Source organism: Chitinophaga sp. Hz27 (assembly GCF_042263525.1).
Taxonomy (GTDB): Bacteria; Bacteroidota; Bacteroidia; order Chitinophagales; family Chitinophagaceae; genus Chitinophaga.
In genome coordinates this window covers 134,901-156,211 of the sequence record NZ_JBHKFJ010000005.1, presented here as the reverse complement: position 1 = coordinate 156,211, position 21,311 = coordinate 134,901, and the positions used below count along the sequence as shown (strand labels likewise).

Annotated in this window: 18 protein-coding genes; 9 read left to right on the top strand and 9 right to left on the bottom strand. The window is 44.0% G+C overall.

What is annotated here, in order from left to right:
- Positions 1-17: 17 nt before the first annotated feature.
- From ACE38W_RS12730 to ACE38W_RS12715, 4 genes are all read left to right on the top strand, one after another.
- Positions 18-2,036: a TonB-dependent receptor plug domain-containing protein gene (locus ACE38W_RS12730; RefSeq protein WP_375831363.1), complete on the top strand. Its 2,019-nt coding sequence runs from the start codon at positions 18-20 to the stop codon at positions 2,034-2,036.
- 9 nt (positions 2,037-2,045) lie between these two features.
- Complete coding sequence (locus ACE38W_RS12725) at positions 2,046-3,206, top strand: YncE family protein (RefSeq protein WP_375831361.1); 1,161 nt, start codon at positions 2,046-2,048, stop codon at positions 3,204-3,206.
- A gap of 7 nt (positions 3,207-3,213) precedes the next feature.
- Complete coding sequence (locus ACE38W_RS12720; protein ID WP_375831358.1) at positions 3,214-4,149, top strand: hypothetical protein; 936 nt, start codon at positions 3,214-3,216, stop codon at positions 4,147-4,149.
- Positions 4,150-4,364: 215 nt separating this feature from the next.
- Positions 4,365-5,159, top strand: a complete 795-nt coding sequence (locus tag ACE38W_RS12715) for a PhzF family phenazine biosynthesis protein (protein WP_375831356.1) — start codon at positions 4,365-4,367, stop codon at positions 5,157-5,159.
- Positions 5,160-5,243: 84 nt separating this feature from the next.
- Here the strand turns inward: ACE38W_RS12715 and ACE38W_RS12710 are convergent, their stop codons facing one another.
- The 3 genes from ACE38W_RS12710 to ACE38W_RS12700 form a co-directional block, all read right to left on the bottom strand.
- Complete coding sequence (locus tag ACE38W_RS12710; RefSeq protein WP_375831355.1) at positions 5,244-6,062, bottom strand: SDR family oxidoreductase; 819 nt, start codon at positions 6,060-6,062, stop codon at positions 5,244-5,246.
- A gap of 66 nt (positions 6,063-6,128) precedes the next feature.
- On the bottom strand, positions 6,129-7,313 hold the full coding sequence (locus ACE38W_RS12705; protein WP_375831353.1) for a copper amine oxidase: 1,185 nt from the start codon (positions 7,311-7,313) through the stop codon (positions 6,129-6,131).
- Between the two features lie 158 nt (positions 7,314-7,471).
- Positions 7,472-8,731 carry an MFS transporter gene (locus ACE38W_RS12700; RefSeq protein WP_375831352.1) on the bottom strand — a complete coding sequence of 420 codons (1,260 nt, stop codon included), beginning with the start codon at positions 8,729-8,731 and terminating at the stop codon, positions 7,472-7,474.
- Between the two features lie 132 nt (positions 8,732-8,863).
- Between ACE38W_RS12700 and ACE38W_RS12695 the strand changes: the two genes are divergently transcribed.
- Positions 8,864-9,748 (top strand): LysR family transcriptional regulator, encoded by an 885-nt coding sequence (locus tag ACE38W_RS12695; RefSeq protein ID WP_375831351.1) that lies wholly within the window; start codon positions 8,864-8,866, stop codon positions 9,746-9,748.
- A 3-nt stretch (positions 9,749-9,751) separates the two neighbouring features.
- On the opposite strand, the gene ACE38W_RS12690 is transcribed toward ACE38W_RS12695, so the two are convergent.
- The 3 genes from ACE38W_RS12690 to ACE38W_RS12680 form a co-directional block, all read right to left on the bottom strand.
- A complete protein-coding gene (locus tag ACE38W_RS12690) occupies positions 9,752-10,747 on the bottom strand; it encodes a hypothetical protein (RefSeq protein WP_375831350.1) in 996 nt (331 codons plus the stop codon).
- Between the two features lie 134 nt (positions 10,748-10,881).
- Positions 10,882-11,424: a DUF1697 domain-containing protein gene (locus ACE38W_RS12685; protein WP_375831348.1), complete on the bottom strand. Its 543-nt coding sequence runs from the start codon at positions 11,422-11,424 to the stop codon at positions 10,882-10,884.
- A gap of 11 nt (positions 11,425-11,435) precedes the next feature.
- Positions 11,436-12,230, bottom strand: a complete 795-nt coding sequence (locus ACE38W_RS12680; protein ID WP_375831346.1) for a helix-turn-helix domain-containing protein — start codon at positions 12,228-12,230, stop codon at positions 11,436-11,438.
- 109 nt (positions 12,231-12,339) lie between these two features.
- On the opposite strand from ACE38W_RS12680, the gene ACE38W_RS12675 reads away from it, so the two are divergent.
- On the top strand, positions 12,340-13,233 hold the full coding sequence (locus ACE38W_RS12675) for a sugar phosphate isomerase/epimerase family protein (protein ID WP_375831344.1): 894 nt from the start codon (positions 12,340-12,342) through the stop codon (positions 13,231-13,233).
- 60 nt (positions 13,234-13,293) lie between these two features.
- On the opposite strand, the gene ACE38W_RS12670 is transcribed toward ACE38W_RS12675, so the two are convergent.
- The gene (locus ACE38W_RS12670; RefSeq protein ID WP_375831342.1) at positions 13,294-14,715 is read right to left on the bottom strand and encodes a PLP-dependent aminotransferase family protein; all 1,422 of its coding nucleotides are present in this window, start codon (positions 14,713-14,715) and stop codon (positions 13,294-13,296) included.
- A 202-nt stretch (positions 14,716-14,917) separates the two neighbouring features.
- On the opposite strand from ACE38W_RS12670, the gene ACE38W_RS12665 reads away from it, so the two are divergent.
- Positions 14,918-16,291, top strand: coding sequence for an alpha/beta hydrolase family protein (locus ACE38W_RS12665; protein ID WP_375831341.1), 1,374 nt, complete (start codon positions 14,918-14,920; stop codon positions 16,289-16,291).
- Between the two features lie 45 nt (positions 16,292-16,336).
- On the opposite strand, the gene ACE38W_RS12660 is transcribed toward ACE38W_RS12665, so the two are convergent.
- Entirely contained in the window at positions 16,337-17,677 is a 1,341-nt protein-coding gene (locus tag ACE38W_RS12660; protein WP_375831340.1) for a DEAD/DEAH box helicase, read from the bottom strand.
- Positions 17,678-17,799: 122 nt separating this feature from the next.
- Here ACE38W_RS12660 and ACE38W_RS12655 point away from each other — a divergent pair, with 122 nt between their 5' ends.
- The gene (locus ACE38W_RS12655; RefSeq protein ID WP_375831339.1) at positions 17,800-18,765 is read left to right on the top strand and encodes an ion channel; all 966 of its coding nucleotides are present in this window, start codon (positions 17,800-17,802) and stop codon (positions 18,763-18,765) included.
- On the opposite strand, the gene ACE38W_RS12650 is transcribed toward ACE38W_RS12655, so the two are convergent.
- Positions 18,762-20,216 carry a sodium:solute symporter gene (locus ACE38W_RS12650; protein WP_375831337.1) on the bottom strand — a complete coding sequence of 485 codons (1,455 nt, stop codon included), beginning with the start codon at positions 20,214-20,216 and terminating at the stop codon, positions 18,762-18,764. The two genes, ACE38W_RS12655 and ACE38W_RS12650, sit on opposite strands and share 4 nt — an antisense overlap.
- Positions 20,217-20,360: 144 nt before the next feature.
- Between ACE38W_RS12650 and ACE38W_RS12645 the strand changes: the two genes are divergently transcribed.
- Positions 20,361-21,290 (top strand): GNAT family N-acetyltransferase, encoded by a 930-nt coding sequence (locus ACE38W_RS12645; RefSeq protein ID WP_375831336.1) that lies wholly within the window; start codon positions 20,361-20,363, stop codon positions 21,288-21,290.
- Positions 21,291-21,311: the final 21 nt, after the last annotated feature.

Genomic DNA, 21,311 nt, shown 5'->3' with positions numbered 1-21,311 from the left:
ATTAACAGGTGAGAAGTATGCAATGCAGGAAACCACAACGTTTCCTACTACATTTTGGGTGGCTCCTTTTGATATGTTTGTTCTCTGTACAGCTACAGGCGCAGCAGAAGGATACGGTTACCTCCAGGGATCTTCGCGAAGTCGCTGTGACGGCGCAAAGCGTTGGTAGGGAAGTTATTCCTGGCCAGAAGCTGCAGGCCGATGAACTGAAGCGGCTGGGCGGCAACTCCGTTGCAGATGCACTGCGTTTTTTCTCCGGCTTGCAGCTAAAAGACTATGGCGGCATCGGTGGACTGAAAACCGTGGATGTAAGAAGTATGGGTACCAATCAAACCGGCGTATTCTATGACGGTATCCAGTTAGGCAATGCCCAGAATGGCCAGGTAGATTTAGGTAGGTTCTCCCTCGATAATATGCAGGAGATATCACTGTATAATGGACAAAAAAGTAATATTTTCCAACCGGCCAAAGACTTTGCCAGCGCAGCAGCCATCTATCTCACCACATTAAAACCTTCTTTTGCGCCGGGTGAAAAAACGCATCTTAGAGGCACCTTTCGGACTGGCTCTTTTGGATTGGTAAACCCCGCATTTCTCTGGCAGCAGAAAGTGAATGATCATGTTACTGCCAACCTAAGCGCGGAATGGACTAATGCCAATGGCCGATATAAATTCAAATATGAAAAAGAAAAAGGCTACGATACCACGGCTATACGAAAAAACGGAGATGTAAACGCATTCAGGGTAGAAGGTGGCTTCAATGGAACGGTGAAAAACGGTGAATGGTCTGCCAAAGGCTACTTCTACGATTCGGAAAGAGGTTTGCCAGGATTTGTAGTCAACGGGGTTTTCGGACATGTAGACCGACAGTGGGATAGATCTTTCTTCTTCCAGTCTTCCTTTAAAAAAGCGTTTACACCAAAGTATAGCCTGCTGCTCAACGCAAAATACGCTAACGACTATACGAGATATTTACAACCGGATACCGCTTTGTTATATGTAGATAACGATTACAAACAACAGGAAATTTATCTGTCTGTTGCCAATCAGTATAGTATTACCAAATGGTGGTCTGTGGCGCTTTCTACAGATTTTCAGTGGAATGTACTGCAGTCTTATAATCTGAACAAAGACCTGCTGGCTAACCCTCACCGCTATACGACATTAATCGCGGCGGCTACCGCTATTAACTTTTCCCGCTTTACAGCACAAATGAGCATGCTGAGTACTATCCTGAACGAGGATAATCATATCAATATGCCGTATCCATCCAAGCAGGAGTTTACACCAGCAGTCTTCCTTTCCTGGCAGCCAGGGCGCCAGCCCGATTTTCGCCTACGCGGCTTCTATAAACGCATCTTCCGTATGCCAACCTTTAATGATGTATACTATACACCAGTTGGGTTGTCGGCACTCAAGCCGGAATTCACCACGCAATACGATGCTGGCTTCACCTGGTATAAAGCTAAAATCACGAATACCATAGCCGAACTCGGCGTAGACGTGGACGCCTACTATAATGAAGTAACCGATAAAATAGTGGCAGTACCCGGCGCAGATATGCTTCGCTGGCAGATGATGAATCTGGGATTTGTGAAAATAAAAGGCGCCGACCTGAAAGCAAAAGCTGTATGGCGCTTTGCGCAAGACTTACAACTTACCACCAGATTGACATATACTTTCCAGAAGGCACAGGACTTCACCAGTAAAGACGATACCTTCTATGGCGACCAGATTATTTATATCCCGGTGCATAGTGGATCATTTATTCTTGGTGCCAATTATCGCCTGTGGGAGCTGAACTTCAGTCAGATTTATACAGGAGAAAGATATAATGGTAAAAGAAATATTCCTGAAAATTACATGCAGCCCTGGTATACCAGTGATATAGCATTGGCGCGGACGCTAGCTTTCAGGCATTGCAACTTTAAACTCAGCGCCATGGTCAACAACGTACTTAATCAATACTATGATGTGGTACTGAGCTATCCGATGCCCGGCAGGAATTACAAATTCGTTTTAACGGTCAACCTATAAAATAGTTACATGATGATACAACAGCTACGGAAACTAATTCCCCTGACAGCAGCCATGCTGGCCTTATTTGCGGGTTGTCGCAAAGGGGATAAGATTGTGCCGTCCACACCATCCACCGTTACAGATCCTGTGCCGACTGCAAACCCTTCCGGGTTTTATCTGCTGAACGAAGGAAACATGGGTAGCAATAAGGCTACACTGGATTATATGGACTATACCACAGGTATCTACCATAAAAATATTTATGCCGAAGTAAATCCCAATGTAGTAAAGGAATTGGGAGATGTTGGTAACGATGTACAGATTTATGGAAATAAATTATATGCCGTTATCAATGTATCCAATAAGATCGAGGTAATGGATGCCACTACTACAAAGCGTATCAAACAAGTAGATATCCTCAATTGCCGTTATGTGGTATTTGCGAACGGTAAAGCCTATGTAAGTAGCTATGCTGGCCCTGTTCAGATAGATGTGAATGCACCGATAGGATTTGTTGCAGAAGTAGATACAACTACGCTGGAGGTTACACGAAAAGTTATCGTTGGTTATCAGCCGGAAGAAATGGCGGTAGTAAACAATAAACTCTATGTCGCCAATTCCGGCGGATATCGTGTTCCAAACTATGATAGTACCGTTTCGGTAATCGACCTGAATACTTTTACAGAAATAAAAAAAATTAACGTAGGTATCAACTTACATCGCCTTCGCGCGGATGCTTACGGAGATATTTACGTGAGCAGCAGGGGAGATTATAACAAAGTCGCTTCTGCCTTATATCGAATAGATACCAAAACAGATCAGGTAGTACAGCAATTCAAACTACCTGTTAGTGATATGTGGATCTCAGGTGATACCGCCTATGTGTATGGCTCGGCATTTAGCTATAATACCAACAGCTTTACCGTTTCTTATAACATGCTGAATGTAAAAACAGAAAGCATTCTCAATAAAAATTTTATAACAGATGGAACGGAGTCGCAGATAAAAATGCCTTATGCAATAGCGGTAAATCCTAATACAAAAGAAATACTGGTAGGAGATGCCAAAGATTATGTATCACCGGGTAAGTTGTTTTGCTTCGACAAAAACGGTAAGCTCAGATGGTCCGTAATTACAGGAGATATTCCTGCTCACATTACATTTTTTACAGGTAAAAAGATAAACTAAAACAATAATGAAGAACCAGAAACTTTGGATGCTGGCATCGTTGGCTTTACTGACAGCCTGCACTAAAAGCGAAAACGTTACGAGTGTAAAACCTGTAACGCCGCAGCCTAATACCACCAATAGTGTTTCCGTACTGGAGTTTTCTCCTGCACCTGGACAGTTTGTAAATGACGCACCACATTGGGAAGCGGGTATGACAGAAGCTCAGGTGCTGAAAAATGCACAGGATGCATTGGATAACAATACCTACGTTTCTTTAGGTGGCTTTGGTGGCTATATTACACTGGGTCTCAAATATCCTATCCCTAATAACGCTGACGGCTATAGTTTTTTGATCAAGGGCAATGCGCTGAACCAGTGGTCTGAAGCAGGTATCATCCTGGTATCTGTTGATGCTAATAATAACGGTAAGGCTGATGACGAATGGTATGAGATCGCAGGCTCTGAATATAACAGCGCTAAAACGATCCATAACTACCAGATCACTTACTATAAGCCTGATGAAAATAAAGTTAAAACGCCGAATAACAATTATAATTTCCTGAATGACACAACGTATATCCGTTGGAAAGACAACCAGGGAAAAGCTGGTTATTTGTCGCGCAATACATTCCATAGCCAGCCATACTACCCAGGCTGGAAGGGCGATAGTATTACCTTTACGGGCACACGTCTTACCAGTGATAATGTTGTAGATAAATCTGGTGTTGGTCAGAATTTTATCAGTCCTGCATTTGATTTTGGTTATGTAGATAACTGGCCAAACGATGATGAACGTGGTAAAATTAAGATTAGCTGGGCGGTTGATAAAAATGGCAAGTCAGTAAATCTGAAGCAGATCAACTTCATTAAAGTGTACACCGGCATGCGTGCAGAAGCTGGTTGGTTAGGGGAGATCTCTACAGAAGTAACTGGTTTTACTGATCTGACCTTAAAGCAATAACAGCATTTAATATTATAATGGGATTGCGCCTATACCGCAGGTATGGGCGCAATCCCAAAAAATAAGAGGGCGTCATTGGCGCCCTCTTATTTTTTGGGCAGCAATGGCAGTCCAAAAATTGTTAGATGAAAATCTGATATGGTCAAAAAAACACAAACTGCATCTGTTTTCTCTCTCTGGAAATCCAAATATTTGCATTACAAATTTTCGCACATATGGAATTCAGATTTTTTCAGGTAGACGCCTTTACCAACCGTCCATTTGGTGGCAACCCGGCCGCTGTTTGTATCGCTGATCAATTACCCGCAGATGAGGTGTTATCACGTATTGGCAAAGAGAATAATGTACCGATGACTGCTTTCATTGTGCGAAAGAACAACGACTTTATTCTGCGGTGGTTCCGCCCGGATGGGGGAGAAGCGCAGCTCTGCGGACATGCTACACTGGCTAGTGCGCATATCCTCTGGGAAACCGGTATGATGCTGGCAGATGAAGAAATCCGGTTCCACACCGTTGCCGGCCGCTTTACAGCCACAAAAGGTAATGATGGATGGATTACGCTCAATTTTCCTGCTATTTACGGTGAGGCTTCTACTGATGACACATTAAAGGCTGTATTCCCAACAGCACTGGAAATATATCAGGCAGGCAAGGAACGTACGCTGGTATTACTGCCAACTGAAGAAGAAGTACGTAACTTTAAACCCGAACATGAATTGTTACAGTCCTTTTGCTGCATAGTAACAGCGAAGGCTACTACAGATAAGCCATACGACTTCGTTTCCCGCTTTTTTGCGGCACCGCATGGACTCACGGAAGATCCGGTAACCGGTTCCGCACACTGTGTGCTGGCGCCATATTGGGCCGCAAAGCTGGGTAAAACAACCTTTAATGCCTTACAGGTATCTGCCCGCGAAGGAGAATTACGTGTAGCCCTTAACGGTGATAAAGTAGCACTCACAGGACAAGCCCTCACGTTGATTGATGGCTGGTTTCGCCTGCCCGCATAAATTGTTTATCAGCTATTGTTGCCATAAAAGAAAAGGTCGCCTCATTCATTTGAAGCGACCTTTTACACGATATAATGGCTTGGTTTAATCTAGGAATAAATCTTTATGCAGCTTCCCGCCAGGATTCACTGCATACTTATCGAAATCAGTAACCCCTGCTGATTGCAGTACTTCCTCATCAATCAATGTATGGCCGGTAAAGGAAGATGGTTGGCTAAGAATATAATGCACTGCATCCGCGATGATATCTGGCGTCCGACTGACATTAATCAATGCATCGCCGCCTAACAGGTTTTTGACGGCCGCAGTGGCAATGGTAGTAGCAGGCCATAGTGCGTTGGAAGCAATATTGTACTGTTCCAGCTCTGCTGCCCAGCCCAAAGCCAGCATACTCATATTGTATTTGCTGATTGTATAGGCGATGTGTGGACCCAACCATTGCGGCGCCAGGTTGATTGGTGGCGATAATGTCAGGATATGTGCCTGGTTGCCTTTTTTCAGGTAAGGGATACAATGCTGCGTCATCAGAAACGTTCCCCTTACATTGATATCATGCATTAAGTCGAAGCGCTTGGCGCTGGTTTGCTCGGTATTGGTGAGGGAGATAGCAGAAGCATTGTTGATCAATACGTCAATACCACCGAAGGTTTCAACTGCTTTGGCAACAGCTGCGGCAATCTGTGCTTCTTCACGGATATCTACCTGTACTGCCAATGCCTTACCACCAGCGGCTTCCACTTCAGCAGCTGCGCTGTAAATGGTGCCACCCAATCTTGGATCTTCTTCCACGCTTTTGGCGGCTATTACAATATTAGCGCCTTCGGCGGCCATTTTCAGAGCTATGGCCTTGCCAATTCCCCTGGTAGCGCCCGTAATGAAAATTGTTCGTTGCTGTACTATCATAACGCCTGCTTTAAATCATTTGATTTGATACAGGAATTTAGGAAAAAAATCAATAGAAACCGCCGCTTACAAATCTATTGGAATAAATACCAATGGAGTAGGCAAGCAGGAAGCACCCGGTGGTGACCAGGTCATTTTAATGGTTTGTTCTTCTCCATTGGCCGCAGGCTTGAAAATCTGCACTAATATAGCTTCTGGTGCTTTGCCTGTAGTTAACTTATCTGCTGGCAACTGTATAATACCCTGTTTGAATTTACCCTCACTCACCACCATCGAATTAGCCATAGCATCGCACCATTGTCCGCCACCACGGGCATTCCAGGTCACCAACGCCAAACCCTTTCCGTCAGTGCTTTTCCACTTCATCTCAATATTATACATTACGCCATAGTTACCACTCAGTTTAGCAACCGCACTTGAGCTGCCTTCCGAACCCAATACCCATGGGTCTTTGACGCCATCCGCCATTACCAGTTCTTTGACGCCGTCTTTAGTATCATAGATATCGTTGGTGATGATTCTGTAATTGCTCACGCCGAAAACACCTCTACCTGCACCACTCTTGCTTTTAGATGGGAGTACATCTTTCAGACGGGCTACCGCAGCAGGTCCCGACGTTGCCGGATCCGTCTGCACCACAGAAATCAGCCCTGGCTGATCTATGGTAAACTCATAAAAGCCATGTGTAAGTTGGTCGTAGGTTACCACATTTTGCTCCAGTTTAGGATCAATCGCCACACGCTCTCCTGGCTTGATAGTAAGTACTTTTGTATCCGGCTTTGATGCGAAATAATCTGCCAGCCCATTCTTGCCTACCAGGTAATAATTGGCGCTTGGTGGCTGAGAAGAATAGCGCAACATACGCAGCTGCATGGGAGTGGCGCCGGTATTCTGAATGACCGCACTTATCTTCCTCGGCATCTTCGCAGGTTCTACTACGCCATTTACATTGTATACATAAAGTCTTACCGCCCCTGGCGCTACGCGCTCCTGCAATGCAATACCCTCCGGCACTCTGATATATTCAGGATCATCGGAAATCACATGCTGTGGGCCGGGCATTACGATTTGCTGATAGCCGATATAAGGAATTTTTTCAGACAGAAAATCAGGTAATAATACAATGCTGCCTTGTTTAGCACTGGTGAGTGCTTTGATCATGTCCGTGGTAAGCGTCTGAGCGCCGACATAGCTACAGGAGAGGGCGAGGATGCCTACTAATAAAGGTTTCCGCGTTAATGATAATTTCATTGCTTAGAAATACGATTAGCTTGGTTGATTAAAAAAATAAATATTTCCGCTAACTTAAATAAAAATATTATTAAGTATGTTGTGGTAGGTAATAAAATTTAATAAAAAAGGATGAACGGTAGTCGTTCATCCCTCACCATAAAGGCTATATGAAAAAATTAAGCAGCGGTAGTAGCAGCGGCATTATTACCAGCGGAGGTGGTGATAATGCTGATCTCATCTGCATGTTTACGACGGTAGTTCACAAAGGCAACTACTGCTACCACGCCAATGATGCCTTCTGCAAATACGGTAAACTTAGGCCCGGCCACATTAGCCATCACCCCCGCCAGTAAACTACCGATAGGGATAATGCCTTGATAGGCCATGATGTAGTAGCTGATAGCTCTCGCACGCATCGCAGGTATTGCATGCGTTTGTATATAGGTATTAATCGCTGATGTTTGTGCCATCATACCCACCCCGGATAAAACCATGAAGACCAAAGCCAGTGGTAACCATCCAGAATAGGCCAGCAACATAAGACTTAAAGAAAATATCAAACTTGAGGTAACCAATATCTTCACCATATCCTTGCCAGCCTTGAGGTTAGCCATATACATGGCAGAGATAATAGAGCCTAGCCCGGCTGCACTCTCAAACCAGCTAAAGGTTTTAGCCGTTCCATTAAATACATCTTTCGCAAAAATCGGCATCAGCGTGTTAAAAGGAATAACGAACATACTACTAACGCTCAGCATCATTAGCAATGAACTCAGGTCTTTATCATGTGAGATATAATGGAATCCTTCCCGTAACTCTGTCCAGATACTGGTATCAGCCTTTTTAATAACAGGCGTATCCAGCTTCATCATAAACAGAGAGATCAGCACAGGTATATAGCTGATAAAGTTCAAGCCAAAACAGACATCCTCCCCGAAGGCGCTTAATAAAATCCCTGCCATGGCCGGCCCGGCGATGCGTGCAAAGTTCGCCATAGTGGAATTTAGGGCAATCGCATTCGGAAGATCTTCCCGCTGCGTTACCATATCTACCATCAGCGACTGCCGGCAGGTTACATCAAAGGCATTGATGATTCCCTGTACCAGTGTTAATAGAATAATACCTGTAATACTATAATATTTAAATAAGATCATTACCGCCAGTGCCAATGCCTGTAGCATAGAGATGACCTGTGTTTGTACTAGTATTTTATATCGGTTATGCCTGTCTATATAGCTGCCCGCATAGGGAGAGAGGATAAGAGAGGGTATGAGTCCGGCAAAGCTAACTACACCCAGTAGCAGCGCCGAATTGGTAAGCCGGTAAACCAGCCAGCATACGGCTGTTTTCTGCATCCATGTGCCTATCAGTGATACCGATTGTCCGTAAAAAAACAAGCGGAAGTTGCGGGATTTGAGTGACCGAAATACGTCCATTCCTGAGGTTTTTCTGTTATTGGCTCGCAGTAATCAGATACTGCCTTTCTTCTGCATGCAAATTTCCGCTATATTTATATGTAAGCAAAATAGATTGTTTTAATCAAATCCATTAGTAAAACCGATCGATCGATGGAGCTACGCCAGTTGAAATATTTCGTGAAAGCGGCTGAAATAGGGAACTTCACCGCCGCAGCCAAAGAACTTTTCGTAACACAGAGTACATTATCCCAACAGATCATGTCGCTGGAAGCTGAACTCAATACGCATCTCTTTGATAGGGTGGGAAAAAAAGTACTGTTAACGGAAGGTGGACAGATCTTACTGGAACATGCACGTTATGTATTGGAAGAAGTAGAGAAAAGCCGGCAGGCCATCGATGAGCTACAAGGCTTGCTCACCGGTGAACTCCGCATCGGTGTTACCTATGCTTTCACCAGTATGCTGCTGCCTTTGTTGGTAAGCTTTCCACAAAAATACCCTGGCATTCGCCTACGTATCGTTTATGCTTCGCCAAATGAACTGGAACGTAAGCTGCGCGACCAGGAGTTGGATATGCTCCTGACGTTTCACAGCAAAGACCATGAAGAAGGCCTGGAGATGCGGCCTTTACTCAAATCACGTATAGTGATGGCCGTTAGTAAAAAACATCCAATGGCAGGAAAAAAAAGCGTAGGTATCAAATCCCTCAAAGGAATGGAAATGATCCTTGCTACGCCTGGTTATAGCAGCCGCGATTTCCTCGATGAAATCCTGAAAAAACATGAAGTAAATCTCTCGGTAAAAATTGAAATGAATGATGTACACAGCTTACTATCGCTCGTCGAAAAAGGCCACTGGGCCACATTATTGAACGAACGCGCAGTAACAGGCTGGAAAAATATCGTGGTAATACCACTGGAAGGGCAGGACTGGGTTCGCAAATCTTATGTGATAACGCTAAAGGGTATACGATTAAAAAAATCTGCGGCCAGGTTCATCCAGGAACTGGAAAAAGTGACCGCAGAATTAAAGTAGTTATTATATATTCGGACGTATTATAGTGATGGGTATTCCAAAGAATTTTTCCATTCTGATCTTGAATAAATCTATATGGAACTCCCCACTCTTACCTAAGCCAACACGTGTAAGATCTGCAATGGTTGCTATACTAAGATTGCTTAGTGATAGTTTTTCATATGCTTCAATATTCTGTGCTAACCTGATATAGTTCATAATGGATATTTTGAACCTATTTTTAAATGTATAAAGTATGTATTCATAACTAGTACCTAATTTTCTGCTGAGTAAGCTTTGCGGATCATCAGCATTCATATTTTGAAGTAAGATCTCTAATGCTTCATCTGCCAGCGTCTCTTCTTCTTTTGTCAAGGAACGTGAATAGTCATGATTGGTACATCTCAGCACACAAGCATATAGGCTGACAGCAATGCGTCGAAGATAATAAATTGATGGATTCGGAAGAATGACTTGACCAAGCAGCTTTTTTTCCAGCCACTTACTGACCTGGTTACTTTTATGGGTAATACAATCGAGTTTTTGAGTTTTTCCTATATGTAATAAAGACGTTAAGAGCTTCAATTCTGAGTAAACCTCGCTAAGGCGGGCAATTGCCGAAGCCGGAATAGTGATAAAGAAAATTTCCTGGAGCCCAACACCTGGGATATAGGAATAGTTGTTCCCTTTTTTAACCACATAGATTTCGGTAATCGAAGCGTCTTCATTCCCAACTGTTATTAATTCATTGGCTGGAATAAACACTTCATGGCGTGTTGATCTGCAAATCGCCAGCGCATCTATATTACTGAGTATACAAAGTGTTTCATCGCTTACCAACGAATAATGAACTTTTGCAACATAGATACTGCCTAATGATAAATATTGTTCCAGTATCCATCCCCTTACATCCTCCCGAAAACGTATCTTTGCGCCTGCAAGTAAAAGATGCCTTAATCCCAATGGCACATTATTGCGGCCCTCTTCCATTTCCTGGAAGTGTAGAAATAAATTTTTCATGATGAGTAATAATTTTATTCTAAAATGATAGGGTCAAAATGATAGCCCCATTATAAAATAAAACACATACAAATCTGCGTCGTAATGATTATGAAAATGGCTTAATAATTGATTAACATTTTATTTACAAAATCCTACTCTCCAGCCATCTCCAGCAATTTATTCACCGTTGCCCAATTACGGGTAGTCGCAAACGATTTTAATTTCTTCTCTAATATATTGTTACTAAACTTAGGCTTCAGCATTTCTTTATCAACCGCGATATATAATTCCCGCTCATGAAAATGAAACTTTTCCTGCGCTGACCCCAATGCGATGAATTTTTCCAAATCCTCTGCAGCAGGTGCATGCGGCAGAAAAGCGACATATAATTTACGGGTCTCCTCCGCAGCTATTTTCCCGTAAGGATGCTTCGCAATTACCTTTTTTAATTCAGCAGGTGTACGGAAAACCACTTCTACCTTATATCCCAGTGCTTTTTCCAACCCTTTATGCACCAGCTCAGATAATTTTGCTTCATCTTTAACGCTGGTTTTGAAAACCACATTCCCACTCTGGATATAGGTTTTCACATCTTTCAATTGCATGGATTCAAAAATCTCCCGTAGCAATTCCATCTTAATAATCTTACTACCACTTACATTAATACCTCTTAATAATGCTATATACGTTTGCATGGTCTTATTATTTATATACCTGGTCCGTTTAATGTCAACAGATATTCTTCTAAATTAAATTTTCCTGGTGATATACCTGTAATAGCAGAGAAGGATTTTATAAAATGTGCCTGATCATAATATCCGTGCTCAAGCGCCAGTCCTGTGAATCCGGGGTTATATTTTTTTTGTTGAAAAGCATCAATAAGACTGCGTACCCTAATTATCCCTGCATAATCTTTTGGTGTAATCCCCAATGCTTCCTTGAATTTTTTTTCAAGATACCGGTTAGAAACGCCCATTGTTCCAGCAATATCTGTGATGCGCATATTCCCTTTTTCGGCACGGAGCTGTGTACATACGGCCATGGTTACATGTGCAGGAAGATCTAGCACCTGCTGAAAAGATCGCTGCACCGCAGCAAGAATACCCGCTTCGTCCCATAACTCAAAGTTCAAGTCCAGCCTGTGTTGTAAGTCATGTATATCCAGGAACCTGTCTGCCGTACCTTCCAATCCCTCTTTAATAAAACCCACCGGCGCCCAGGGATATAATTGTATCAACACAATCTTCGTATAGGCATGCAGGTGTATGTGGATGGTAGTTGTCAGTTGCCCGCACAGGTAAATGCCTTCCTTTAATATAGAATGGTATTGCCCAGTGATATCAATCCCTTGCCCGGAAATTACCGCCAGGTTGAAACACCCGTTGGGAAGCACTTTTCGCCCCACAAGTGCCAACGGATTATCGGTATTGTCCAACACCCAATATTTTTTTATATAGGTAGATAAAGGGGCTGCTACAGGATATTCTCTATAATAGAACATATAACAATATACAGCGCTATTCTTTTCCCCGTTCGCTTTTTTACAAGCGCGGCGAATAAGATGGATGTATGTTTAAGCCGTGGATTTTTTAAAGCAAAATTTTAGTAAAATGGACAGACGTTTATTCCTTAAAAGCAGTGGCCTGGCAGCTGCAGGTGGCCTGTTACTTCCACGTTGGGCACAGGCAAAAGGTTTCAATTACCAACTAGGGTTACAGCTCTACTCACTCAATGCACAGATGAAAGCCGATCCCGCCGGCACACTCAAACAGGTAGCAGCATTTGGTTACCAGGACCTGGAAACCTATGGGTTCAATCATGGTGGCAACAAATTTTACTGGAACATGGAACCTGCAACATTCAAAAGCATGTTGCAGGACCATAACCTCAAAACTTCCAGCGGCCATTATGATATCGACAAATTTCTGCTGCCTGGTGTCAGCACCGATGACAGACGAAAGTATGTAGACCAATGCATCGCCGGTGCACATATCCTGGAACAGCAATATATTGTTTGGCCATGGCTGGATCCACAGCTACGTAACCCCGAAAAGTTCCACGTCCTGGCGACCACACTCAACGAAATAGGAGAGCAGGTAAATAAGGCCGGCCTTCAGCTCTTATATCATAACCACAACTTTGAGTTCGAACAAATGAACGGACAGTTAGGATATGATATCATCCTGGCCGAAACAGATCCTCAACTGGTAAAGTTGGAACTGGACCTCTATTGGTCTATCCGCTCAGGGCAACAGCCGGAAAAATTATTCCGTAAACAGCCAGGAAGATTTGTAGTATGGCATATCAAAGATATGGACAAGGAAAACCCTGATTTGCATACCTACGTAGGTAATGGTACCATTGATTTTACCACGATCACGCCACTGGCAGGGCTATCAGGGCTGCAACATATTTTCATAGAGCAGGGAAATAATTATGTGCCGGATGCGCTTACCTGTGTAAGTAGAAGCGCAGCATTTATGAAACAAAACATACTGAGATAAATGAACTGGACAGCGGTTATCTTCCATCCTTGCAAAAGCGAGAAGATAACCGCATTGTTTCTAGAAAGAGCTTATCAATTGACCAAGTTTACGTATAGCCTGTTCCACTTGTCGGTTCCATTGTTTGTTGCAGCTGATGCGTATGTAATGACGATACCCGCCAGTACTTGAAAATAATGGCCCCGGCGCAATATTGATGGCATGCTCCAAGGCCAGATGCTGTAGGCTCAAGGCATCTACCCGTTCCGGCAATTCCACCCAAAGCACCATTCCTCCTTCTGGCTGACTGATTTTTATCCCGGCAGGAAAGTATTGTGTTATATACTGACTAGTTAACAACATTTGTTTATGCAGCAGCGGCCTTAGTTTTCGTAGATGCCGTTGATACGTGCCAGTGGTTAGCAAATCTGCGAGCGATAATTGTAGTACAGTTGCTGTAGCCACATTGGTGGTGGCTTTCAGTTGCGATACTTTTTCCAGGAATCTGCCTGGCGCACTCCAGCCAATGCGGTAGCCAGAGGCCACTGTTTTGGAAAATGAGGAGCAGAGCATTACCCAGCCTTGCTTGTCATATGTTTTGATAGTCGTTGGCCTGGAGGGGCCGAAGTACAATTCACCATATACATCGTCTTCAATTACAGGCAACTGGCGCTGATGGGCCATTTCAGCAATCCATTTTTTCTTCTCATCAGAAAATGATACGCCATTAGGATTATTGAAATTGGAAATAAACAGGCAGGCTGCGATATCAAACGTGCTAAGAATATATTTCAGCTGACTAATTAGAATGCCATCTGTCGGATCACAGGGCAGCTCTATCACTTTCAGTTGCAGCTGTTCCAGACTTTGCAGGATGCCATAATAACAAGGAGATCCCACTACTACAGTATCGCCAGGCTGCGTCACTGCACGCAAACAAAGGTTTAGGGCCTCTAGGGTGCCGTTGGTGATAAGTATGTCATTGGCCGACAGGCTGCCATTCCAGTAAAACGATAGTCTTGCGATCTGTTCCCGCAACAGCTGGTTGCCCAAAGTCGATTCATATTGAAGATGTGTACCGGTTAGGTCACGGGATGCTTTCTGAAGACTGCGCCGCACTGCATTAAAAGGGATCATATGCGTTTCCAGCGAAGCATTAAAGAAGGAGAGGAACCCGGGAGGGTATGGACCCGCATCTACTGGCATTTTGCTGAAAATGCTGCTGACACTTATCTCCCTGACTGCCGGCGTTGCAGTGGAAGCCATCGGCTGTGGCGTTTGCCCCACAGATTTGCGTAATGCAACATAACCAGATTTTTCTCTGGCTGCCAGCAAACCTTTATCTATCAATAATCCATAGGCCTTCAGCGAAGTGCCTACGCTAACCCCAAAATGTTCGCTGATCACACGAAGGGAAGGCAGCTTTTCTCCCAGTGGATAGGTATCGTTGTTGATCATCAACTCTATCCTATTGGCGATATCGATGTATTGGAAGTCTTTCATCTGTTACACTAAAATATCCAAAATCTGTATCTGCTATAGTTGCCACAAAGTAGATATTTTTGTGGAGATAACCCCGCCATCTGTTAAGCCATGGAAATGATATACGGGAATAAAACAGCCATAGGCACTGTTATGCCCAACCCTGAAAGTGCGTGTTTATCAAACTTGGATTTCCTTTTTGGTCACTATCAGTTACGACTATATGAAAATACCTTTTCTATCGCTGCTGACAGCAGCATTTATCTCCGGGCAACTCTTCAATACAGCCACTGCCCAGGATTTTGAACACTTTGCCAACTGCCGCAACGGCGCCTACCAGCTCAGTGATGGGAGCAAACTGGTTATCAGCCCTTCCTATGGCAACGATCTCCGCTATCGCCGAATGGATGGTACCAGCGGACGCCTGTTTCTACAGCCAGACAGTAGTTATCTGTCAGGCTCAGGATGGGCCAACCCTAAAAACCCGAATATCTTTGCCCGATTTGGCGGCTGTGGCCAGGACTCACTGGCCTTCCGGCAAGACGGGAAAGAGCTCGGCGGAAAGCGTATACACTTTCCTGTTATACCGCTGCGCTTTACAGGCCAGGATGCTAGCCTATATGGAGAACTATTCCTGCCTGTCAATAAAAAACCGAAAGCGGTAGTTGTGCTGCACTATGGCTCCGGACAGGAATCTGCTGTATTGCAGAACTATGTGCAGTATCTCCTGCCACTAAGTGATATCGCAGTTTTGGTTTATGATAAACCTGGCACTGGCAGGTCTACCGGAAAACAAACGGCCAATTTTGAATTACTAGCAACCGACATGGTAGCTGCGGTGAAAGCCGTACGATCATTACCTACCCTTAAGGACGTTCCCATTGGCCTGATGGGAGAAAGCCAGGGGGGCTGGATAGTGCCGCTCACTGCAAACAAAGTACCGGTAGACTTTATCATCGCCAGTTATAGCCTGCTCATTCCACCAAGAGAAGAGAACCGCCAGGAAGTACTGCACGACCTGGAGTTGCAGGGCTTTAGTAAAGAAGACATCGCCAAAGCAATGCAGGTGGTAGCCGCCACTGACCAGGCAGTGAGAACACAATTCAATGTAAACCTCGATACCATCGATGCGCTCAAAGCACAGTATGGTAAGGAACCATGGTTTAAAGCACTCGTAGGCGACTATACCGGACCTATTCTCAATGCCAGCCGCGCGCAACTAGATTCGATCAAGCAAATATTTCCGATGGACATCAACTTGGATTATGACCCATTGCCAGCATTCAGACACGTTAATGTGCCCATGCTTTGGGTGATAGCAGGGAAAGACACCGATGCTCCTAATGGCGCCACCATTGAGATACTGAAAGAGGCCATTCATACGCGCAAAAACATTGATCTGGTTATTTTCCCAAATGCAGATCACGGAATCATCGAAATGAAAGATACGCCGCAAGGGCCAACGCCTTTGGGCATGCATTCCCCAGGATATTTTGAATTGCTGAGCGATTGGGTAAAGACAAGAGAAGTAACGAAACAATATGGTGAGGGTGCGCATTTCGGACAGTCCAAAAACAAAAGTATGCAATCAAAATAATGGCAGCATAAAAAAAGCCGGTCTAATTGGAGACCGGCTTCTTTGTTATCGTTTACGTTTAGGTTTAGCGCCTCGTTTCTTAGGCTTACCATATTTCAGCATCATCTTGTCTTTATGGCTGACTTTCACGTTTACTTTTTTATTTTTCGCCAGCTTCTCATGAAAGGCTGGACCAGCTTCTTCGCGGGAAGGTGCTTTCACTAGCGTATTACGCATGAATACCTTCGGTTTTTCGTCTTCTGTCAATACTTCTGAGATCTCCAGGTCTGCAGGCAATGGTTGCTCCGGAATGGTATAGTTCATCAAACCTTCTATCGCTTCCAGCTGCTCTACCTCACTATCTTTAGTGAGTAAGATGGCAATACCTGTTTTGTCGGCTCTACCGGTACGGCCTATACGATGTATATAGTTTTCTGCTGTATCCGGTGTATCGAAGTTGATAACATGGGTAACATCTGTGATGTCCAAACCACGTGCAATGATATCCGTAGCAATCAGGAAACGAGTGTTGCCAGCCTGGAATTGGTTAATGGTATTGAATCGATGGTTCTGTTCCTTGTTGCTGTGGATGATACCTACTTTGTCTGGAAATGCAGGCTGCAGCTGCTCGAAGAGGTCATCTGCCAATTGTTTGGTACCTGCAAAAATCAAGGTCTTGGTCATAGTCTCATCATTAGAGATAAGATTTTTGAGCAGGTTAACCTTGGTATAGAAGTTAGGTATACGATACAAACGTTGATCAATGTTTTCAAGTGGCGTACCAACAGGTGCTGCTTCAATGCGCGCAGGGTTATTGAAATGCGTCTCTATCAGCTTTTCTACATCTTCTGTAATCGTGGCGGAGAACAATAAGTTCTGACGGCGTTCTGGCAGGAGGTCCATAATGTTCTGGATCTGCATGCGGAAGCCGAGGTTCAGCATTTCATCCATCTCATCGATCACCAGTTGTTTGATGTTTTTCATCTTCACGGCGCCACTGAGTATGATATCATATAAACGCCCCGGAGTGGCCACAATAATATCTACTTTATTTTGAACCGCTGCTGCCTGAGGATTCATGTTTACGCCACCATAGAGTCCGATTACCTCCACGCTCATGTAGGTAGTCAGTTTTTTGATAGCCTCCATCACCTGTACCACCAGTTCCCTGGTAGGTACTAATATCAGCATTTGTGGATGCTTCTCTTTAGAGAATTTAAACATACGTAGCGAAGGCAACAGATAGGCAAAGGTTTTACCGGTACCTGTCTGCGCAATGCCGCATACGTCTGAGCCGGACATGATCACAGAAAATGCACGCTCTTGTATGGTAGTAGGTTGCTGAATACCAAGGTCGTCCAGTGCATTCAGTAAAGAAGAATTCAGATTTAATTCACGAAAAGTCATGACGCTGCTATAAAATGAACGGCAAAGGTAATGTTTTCGGCTGTTAAACCCGAAACTGTGGTTGATCGAACACTTTCTGTCATCTGAAATCTTTTTAGCTTTGCAGTATAATATACCCTGTTATGGCGCTCCTCAAAAGAATAAACCCTTTCTCAAAAGTCAATGATGACACTGGCTTTGGTATCAATGCTGCCGGCTATGGTGGCCGTTTTATTAACCGCGACGGTTCCTTCAATTTAAGGCGGGAAGGCGCTCCCTTCTGGCACCGCTACAGTATTTATCATACCTTACTGAATATTTCCGCATGGCAGTTCGTGATTTTCCTGCTAGTATTCTTTTTTAGTGTAAATCTACTTTATGCCTGTATTTACTGGGCTGTAGGTCCACAACAATTACAAGGAGTGATAGGAAATACCTTCTGGCAGAAATTTAAAGAACTCTATTTCTTTAGTGCGGAAACCTTTACTACGGTAGGTTATGGTCGCGTAAACCCAGTAGGAGACGGGGCTAACCTGGTAGCTACTATTGAGGCTATGTCCGGTTTTCTAAGCTTTGCAGTGGTAACAGGTTTGATCTATGGCCGATTTTCCCGCCCCCGCGCACACCTGCTTTTTAGCGACAATGCACTAATTGCACCCTATCGTGGCAAAACGGCACTGATGTTCCGCATGGCATCCCATAAAGAATATCATACGCTGACGGATGTGCAAATACAGGTAAATCTGGCTTTACTGGTAGAAGACAATGGGCATCTGATCTATAAATACTATGAACTGGCACTGGAAAGAAAACGTATTGATAGCTTGTCCATGAACTGGACAGTAGTACACGCCATTGATGAAAATAGCCCGCTGAACGGGTTTGGAGAGGAAGATATGCGGATTGCAGATGTAGAAGTATATGTGCTGGTAAGAGGTTTTAACGAAGTTTATTCCAACCTGGTACAACAACGTACCAGCTATACTTTTGAAGAAATTATTTTCAACCGTCGTTTCCTACCTATGTATCGTGTAAGTAAAAACGGCCGTACTACAATATTGGAGCTGGATAAGCTCAATGCCTCCATAGAGGCGGATTCCGAAGCTTAATGTGCTTCGGAACCCGCTCTACGGGATATCATTAATAACCCCAGGAAGGTAATAAATCCATTTATCACCAGTAACTCCAGACCTATCTGGAAATTACCGAACAGGCGCTCCTGGTTGTTGTCGATCACCAGGCAAACCAATGGCGCCAGTATACAAACCACTGGTACCAGCTTGTCGTTTACAATACGTTTAGAGAAAATACCAAAAGTAAAGAGACCCAATAAAGGACCATACGTATAAGTCGCTATTTTCAGGATCACACCAATCATACTCTGATTGTTGATCCATTCAAATACCATCACAAAAACCAGGAAGGTGAGCGCCATCAGCAAATGTACACGCTGGCGCACTTTCTTCTGCTTCTCCTGTGTCCAGCCCTTACGCTGAATACCCAATATGTCAATACAGAAAGATGCTGTCAAAGCTGTCATAGCACCATCTGCACTAGGGAAGAGGGCCGATATCAACGCAATAATGAAGATCACAGAAATCACTGGCGGCATATGATGTAAGGCCAGCTCTGGGAACAATTTATCGCCGGTAGCTGTAACGCCCTGCTGTGCTGCATAGAGATATAGCAACCCGCCGAGGAACAGGAACAGGCCAATGACTACCAGCATGATAAAGCCCAAGGACACCAGGTTTTTCTGTGAATCCTTCATAGTAGTCACAGAAATGCTTTTCTGCATCATCTCCTGGTCAAGCCCGGTCATGGTAATCGTGATAAAGGCCCCGGCTATAATCTGCTTGACAAAAAACAGCTTGCTGTTCGGATCCACCACAAAAATATTTGTCAGGCCCCGCTCAGACATAGCCTTAATGCTCTGTCCAAAGCTCAGGTCCATGGAATGCAGTATATACCATACGCAAATGACCAGTCCGGCCAGCATACAGGTTGTTTGTAAGGTATCTGTATAAACGATGGTTTTTACACCGCCTTCATAAGTATATACCAAAATCATAAACAAGATGATAATGGTGGTAACCGCAAATGGCACTCCGAAGTTCTGCAGAATCGTCTCCTGTAAAATACGCACAACCAGAAATAACCTGGCAGTAGCACCCAAAGTACGGGATAGTATGAAGAAGGAAGCCCCGGTTTTATAGGAATCCCTTCCAAAACGGTTTTCCAGGTAGTTGTAAATAGATGTCAGCTGCAAACGGTAATACAGTGGAATAAGTACAAATGCAATGGTCAGATATCCGATCAAATACCCCAGCGTAATCTGGAAATAAGTAAAGGCATCTTTGCCAACAGCCCCCGGCACACTCACAAAGGTGACCCCACTCAAAGAAGTGCCAATCATACCAAATGCAACCAGCATCCAGTTACTGTTCCTGTTACCAATGAAAAAAGACTCGTTGTTTGAATTCCGACCGGTATACCAGGCCACAATAAGAAGGACGACGAAATAAGCAACTACAAATGAAAATAATAATACTGGCGACATGTATCCGTTTTAATAGGTACCAAATATATGGAATCGAGCTTAGCTTTTTCCATAAATAACACGAATTACATTTCTTGCTTCCGTCAAATAATAAATTTGCTTTTGTCAAATTATATTTCAATTTTTATTGATAAACAAGTTACTATGCCTGACCTGAATAACCTGATTAACAGGGTTACCAGCTTTTCTCATTTTTATGAACGGTTCTCCGGCCAGCTGAATAATTATCGCAGCAAACATGCTTTTTCCAATGCCGAACTGCGCATTTTATCAGAGCTGGCTAATGGGGAGCACCTCAGCGCCGGCCGTCTCGCTCAGGTAACCGACACAGACCCCGGCTACCTTACCCGTATCATCCGCTCCCTGGAAATGCAGGAGCTGGTACAGCGACAAGCTAGTCGGCAAGATGGCCGTAGTTTTTCGGTAACGCTAACACCGGCAGGCCAGCAATTGCTGTCATCCCTGGAAATGGAAGCCAAAGATGAAATCACGACCATGCTCACCACCTTATCTGAAAAACAGCAGGAGCAATTGTCTGCCGCAATGGGTTCAGTACAGCAAATCCTGGAAGGTGAACACACTTCGGGTGGAGAGGTTACTTTCCGACAACAGCTATTGCCTGGTGATGTAGGTTACCTGATCTACCTGCACGGTGAACTATATGCAAAGGAAATAGGCTATAATCTTGAATTTGAAGGACATGTATGCAAATCCTTTTCAGAGTTTCTGTCTACATACTCTGTTGCAAAAGACCGCGTATTCCTGGCAGTAAGTGGTGGTAAAATTGTTGGATCGGTAGCAATACTCGGATCTACACGTTACCTCGCCCAGCTGCGTTGGTTCCTGGTACATCCCGATTTCAGAGGGAAAGGGCTGGGCAAAAAATTACTGCAGGACGCGATTAGCTTCTGCAGGGAAAAAAATTATCAGACGGTTTACCTGATGACCACCAGTATGCAAACGACGGCTATCACCTTGTATAAACAGCTTGGGTTCAGGAAAACAGGAGAAAAACTCCTCCAGATGTGGGGGCAGCAAGTTTATGAACAGCGTTATGATATGGACCTTACCTGAGGAGAATGCAATTTTCAATCA

Coding starts and splice junctions, on each gene's coding strand:
- ACE38W_RS12645 (WP_375831336.1), top strand. CDS start 20,361: ATGCCTGACCTGAATAACCTGATTAACAGGGTTACCAGCTTTTCTCAT.
- ACE38W_RS12675 (WP_375831344.1), top strand. CDS start 12,340: ATGGACAGACGTTTATTCCTTAAAAGCAGTGGCCTGGCAGCTGCAGGT.
- ACE38W_RS12690 (WP_375831350.1), bottom strand. CDS start 10,747: ATGAAAAATTTATTTCTACACTTCCAGGAAATGGAAGAGGGCCGCAAT.
- ACE38W_RS12720 (WP_375831358.1), top strand. CDS start 3,214: ATGAAGAACCAGAAACTTTGGATGCTGGCATCGTTGGCTTTACTGACA.
- ACE38W_RS12670 (WP_375831342.1), bottom strand. CDS start 14,715: ATGAAAGACTTCCAATACATCGATATCGCCAATAGGATAGAGTTGATG.
- ACE38W_RS12710 (WP_375831355.1), bottom strand. CDS start 6,062: ATGATAGTACAGCAACGAACAATTTTCATTACGGGCGCTACCAGGGGA.
- ACE38W_RS12685 (WP_375831348.1), bottom strand. CDS start 11,424: ATGCAAACGTATATAGCATTATTAAGAGGTATTAATGTAAGTGGTAGT.
- ACE38W_RS12705 (WP_375831353.1), bottom strand. CDS start 7,313: ATGAAATTATCATTAACGCGGAAACCTTTATTAGTAGGCATCCTCGCC.
- ACE38W_RS12655 (WP_375831339.1), top strand. CDS start 17,800: ATGGCGCTCCTCAAAAGAATAAACCCTTTCTCAAAAGTCAATGATGAC.
- ACE38W_RS12725 (WP_375831361.1), top strand. CDS start 2,046: ATGATGATACAACAGCTACGGAAACTAATTCCCCTGACAGCAGCCATG.
- ACE38W_RS12680 (WP_375831346.1), bottom strand. CDS start 12,230: ATGTTCTATTATAGAGAATATCCTGTAGCAGCCCCTTTATCTACCTAT.
- ACE38W_RS12660 (WP_375831340.1), bottom strand. CDS start 17,677: ATGACTTTTCGTGAATTAAATCTGAATTCTTCTTTACTGAATGCACTG.
- ACE38W_RS12665 (WP_375831341.1), top strand. CDS start 14,918: ATGAAAATACCTTTTCTATCGCTGCTGACAGCAGCATTTATCTCCGGG.
- ACE38W_RS12730 (WP_375831363.1), top strand. CDS start 18: ATGCAATGCAGGAAACCACAACGTTTCCTACTACATTTTGGGTGGCTC.
- ACE38W_RS12695 (WP_375831351.1), top strand. CDS start 8,864: ATGGAGCTACGCCAGTTGAAATATTTCGTGAAAGCGGCTGAAATAGGG.
- ACE38W_RS12715 (WP_375831356.1), top strand. CDS start 4,365: ATGGAATTCAGATTTTTTCAGGTAGACGCCTTTACCAACCGTCCATTT.
- ACE38W_RS12700 (WP_375831352.1), bottom strand. CDS start 8,731: ATGGACGTATTTCGGTCACTCAAATCCCGCAACTTCCGCTTGTTTTTT.
- ACE38W_RS12650 (WP_375831337.1), bottom strand. CDS start 20,216: ATGTCGCCAGTATTATTATTTTCATTTGTAGTTGCTTATTTCGTCGTC.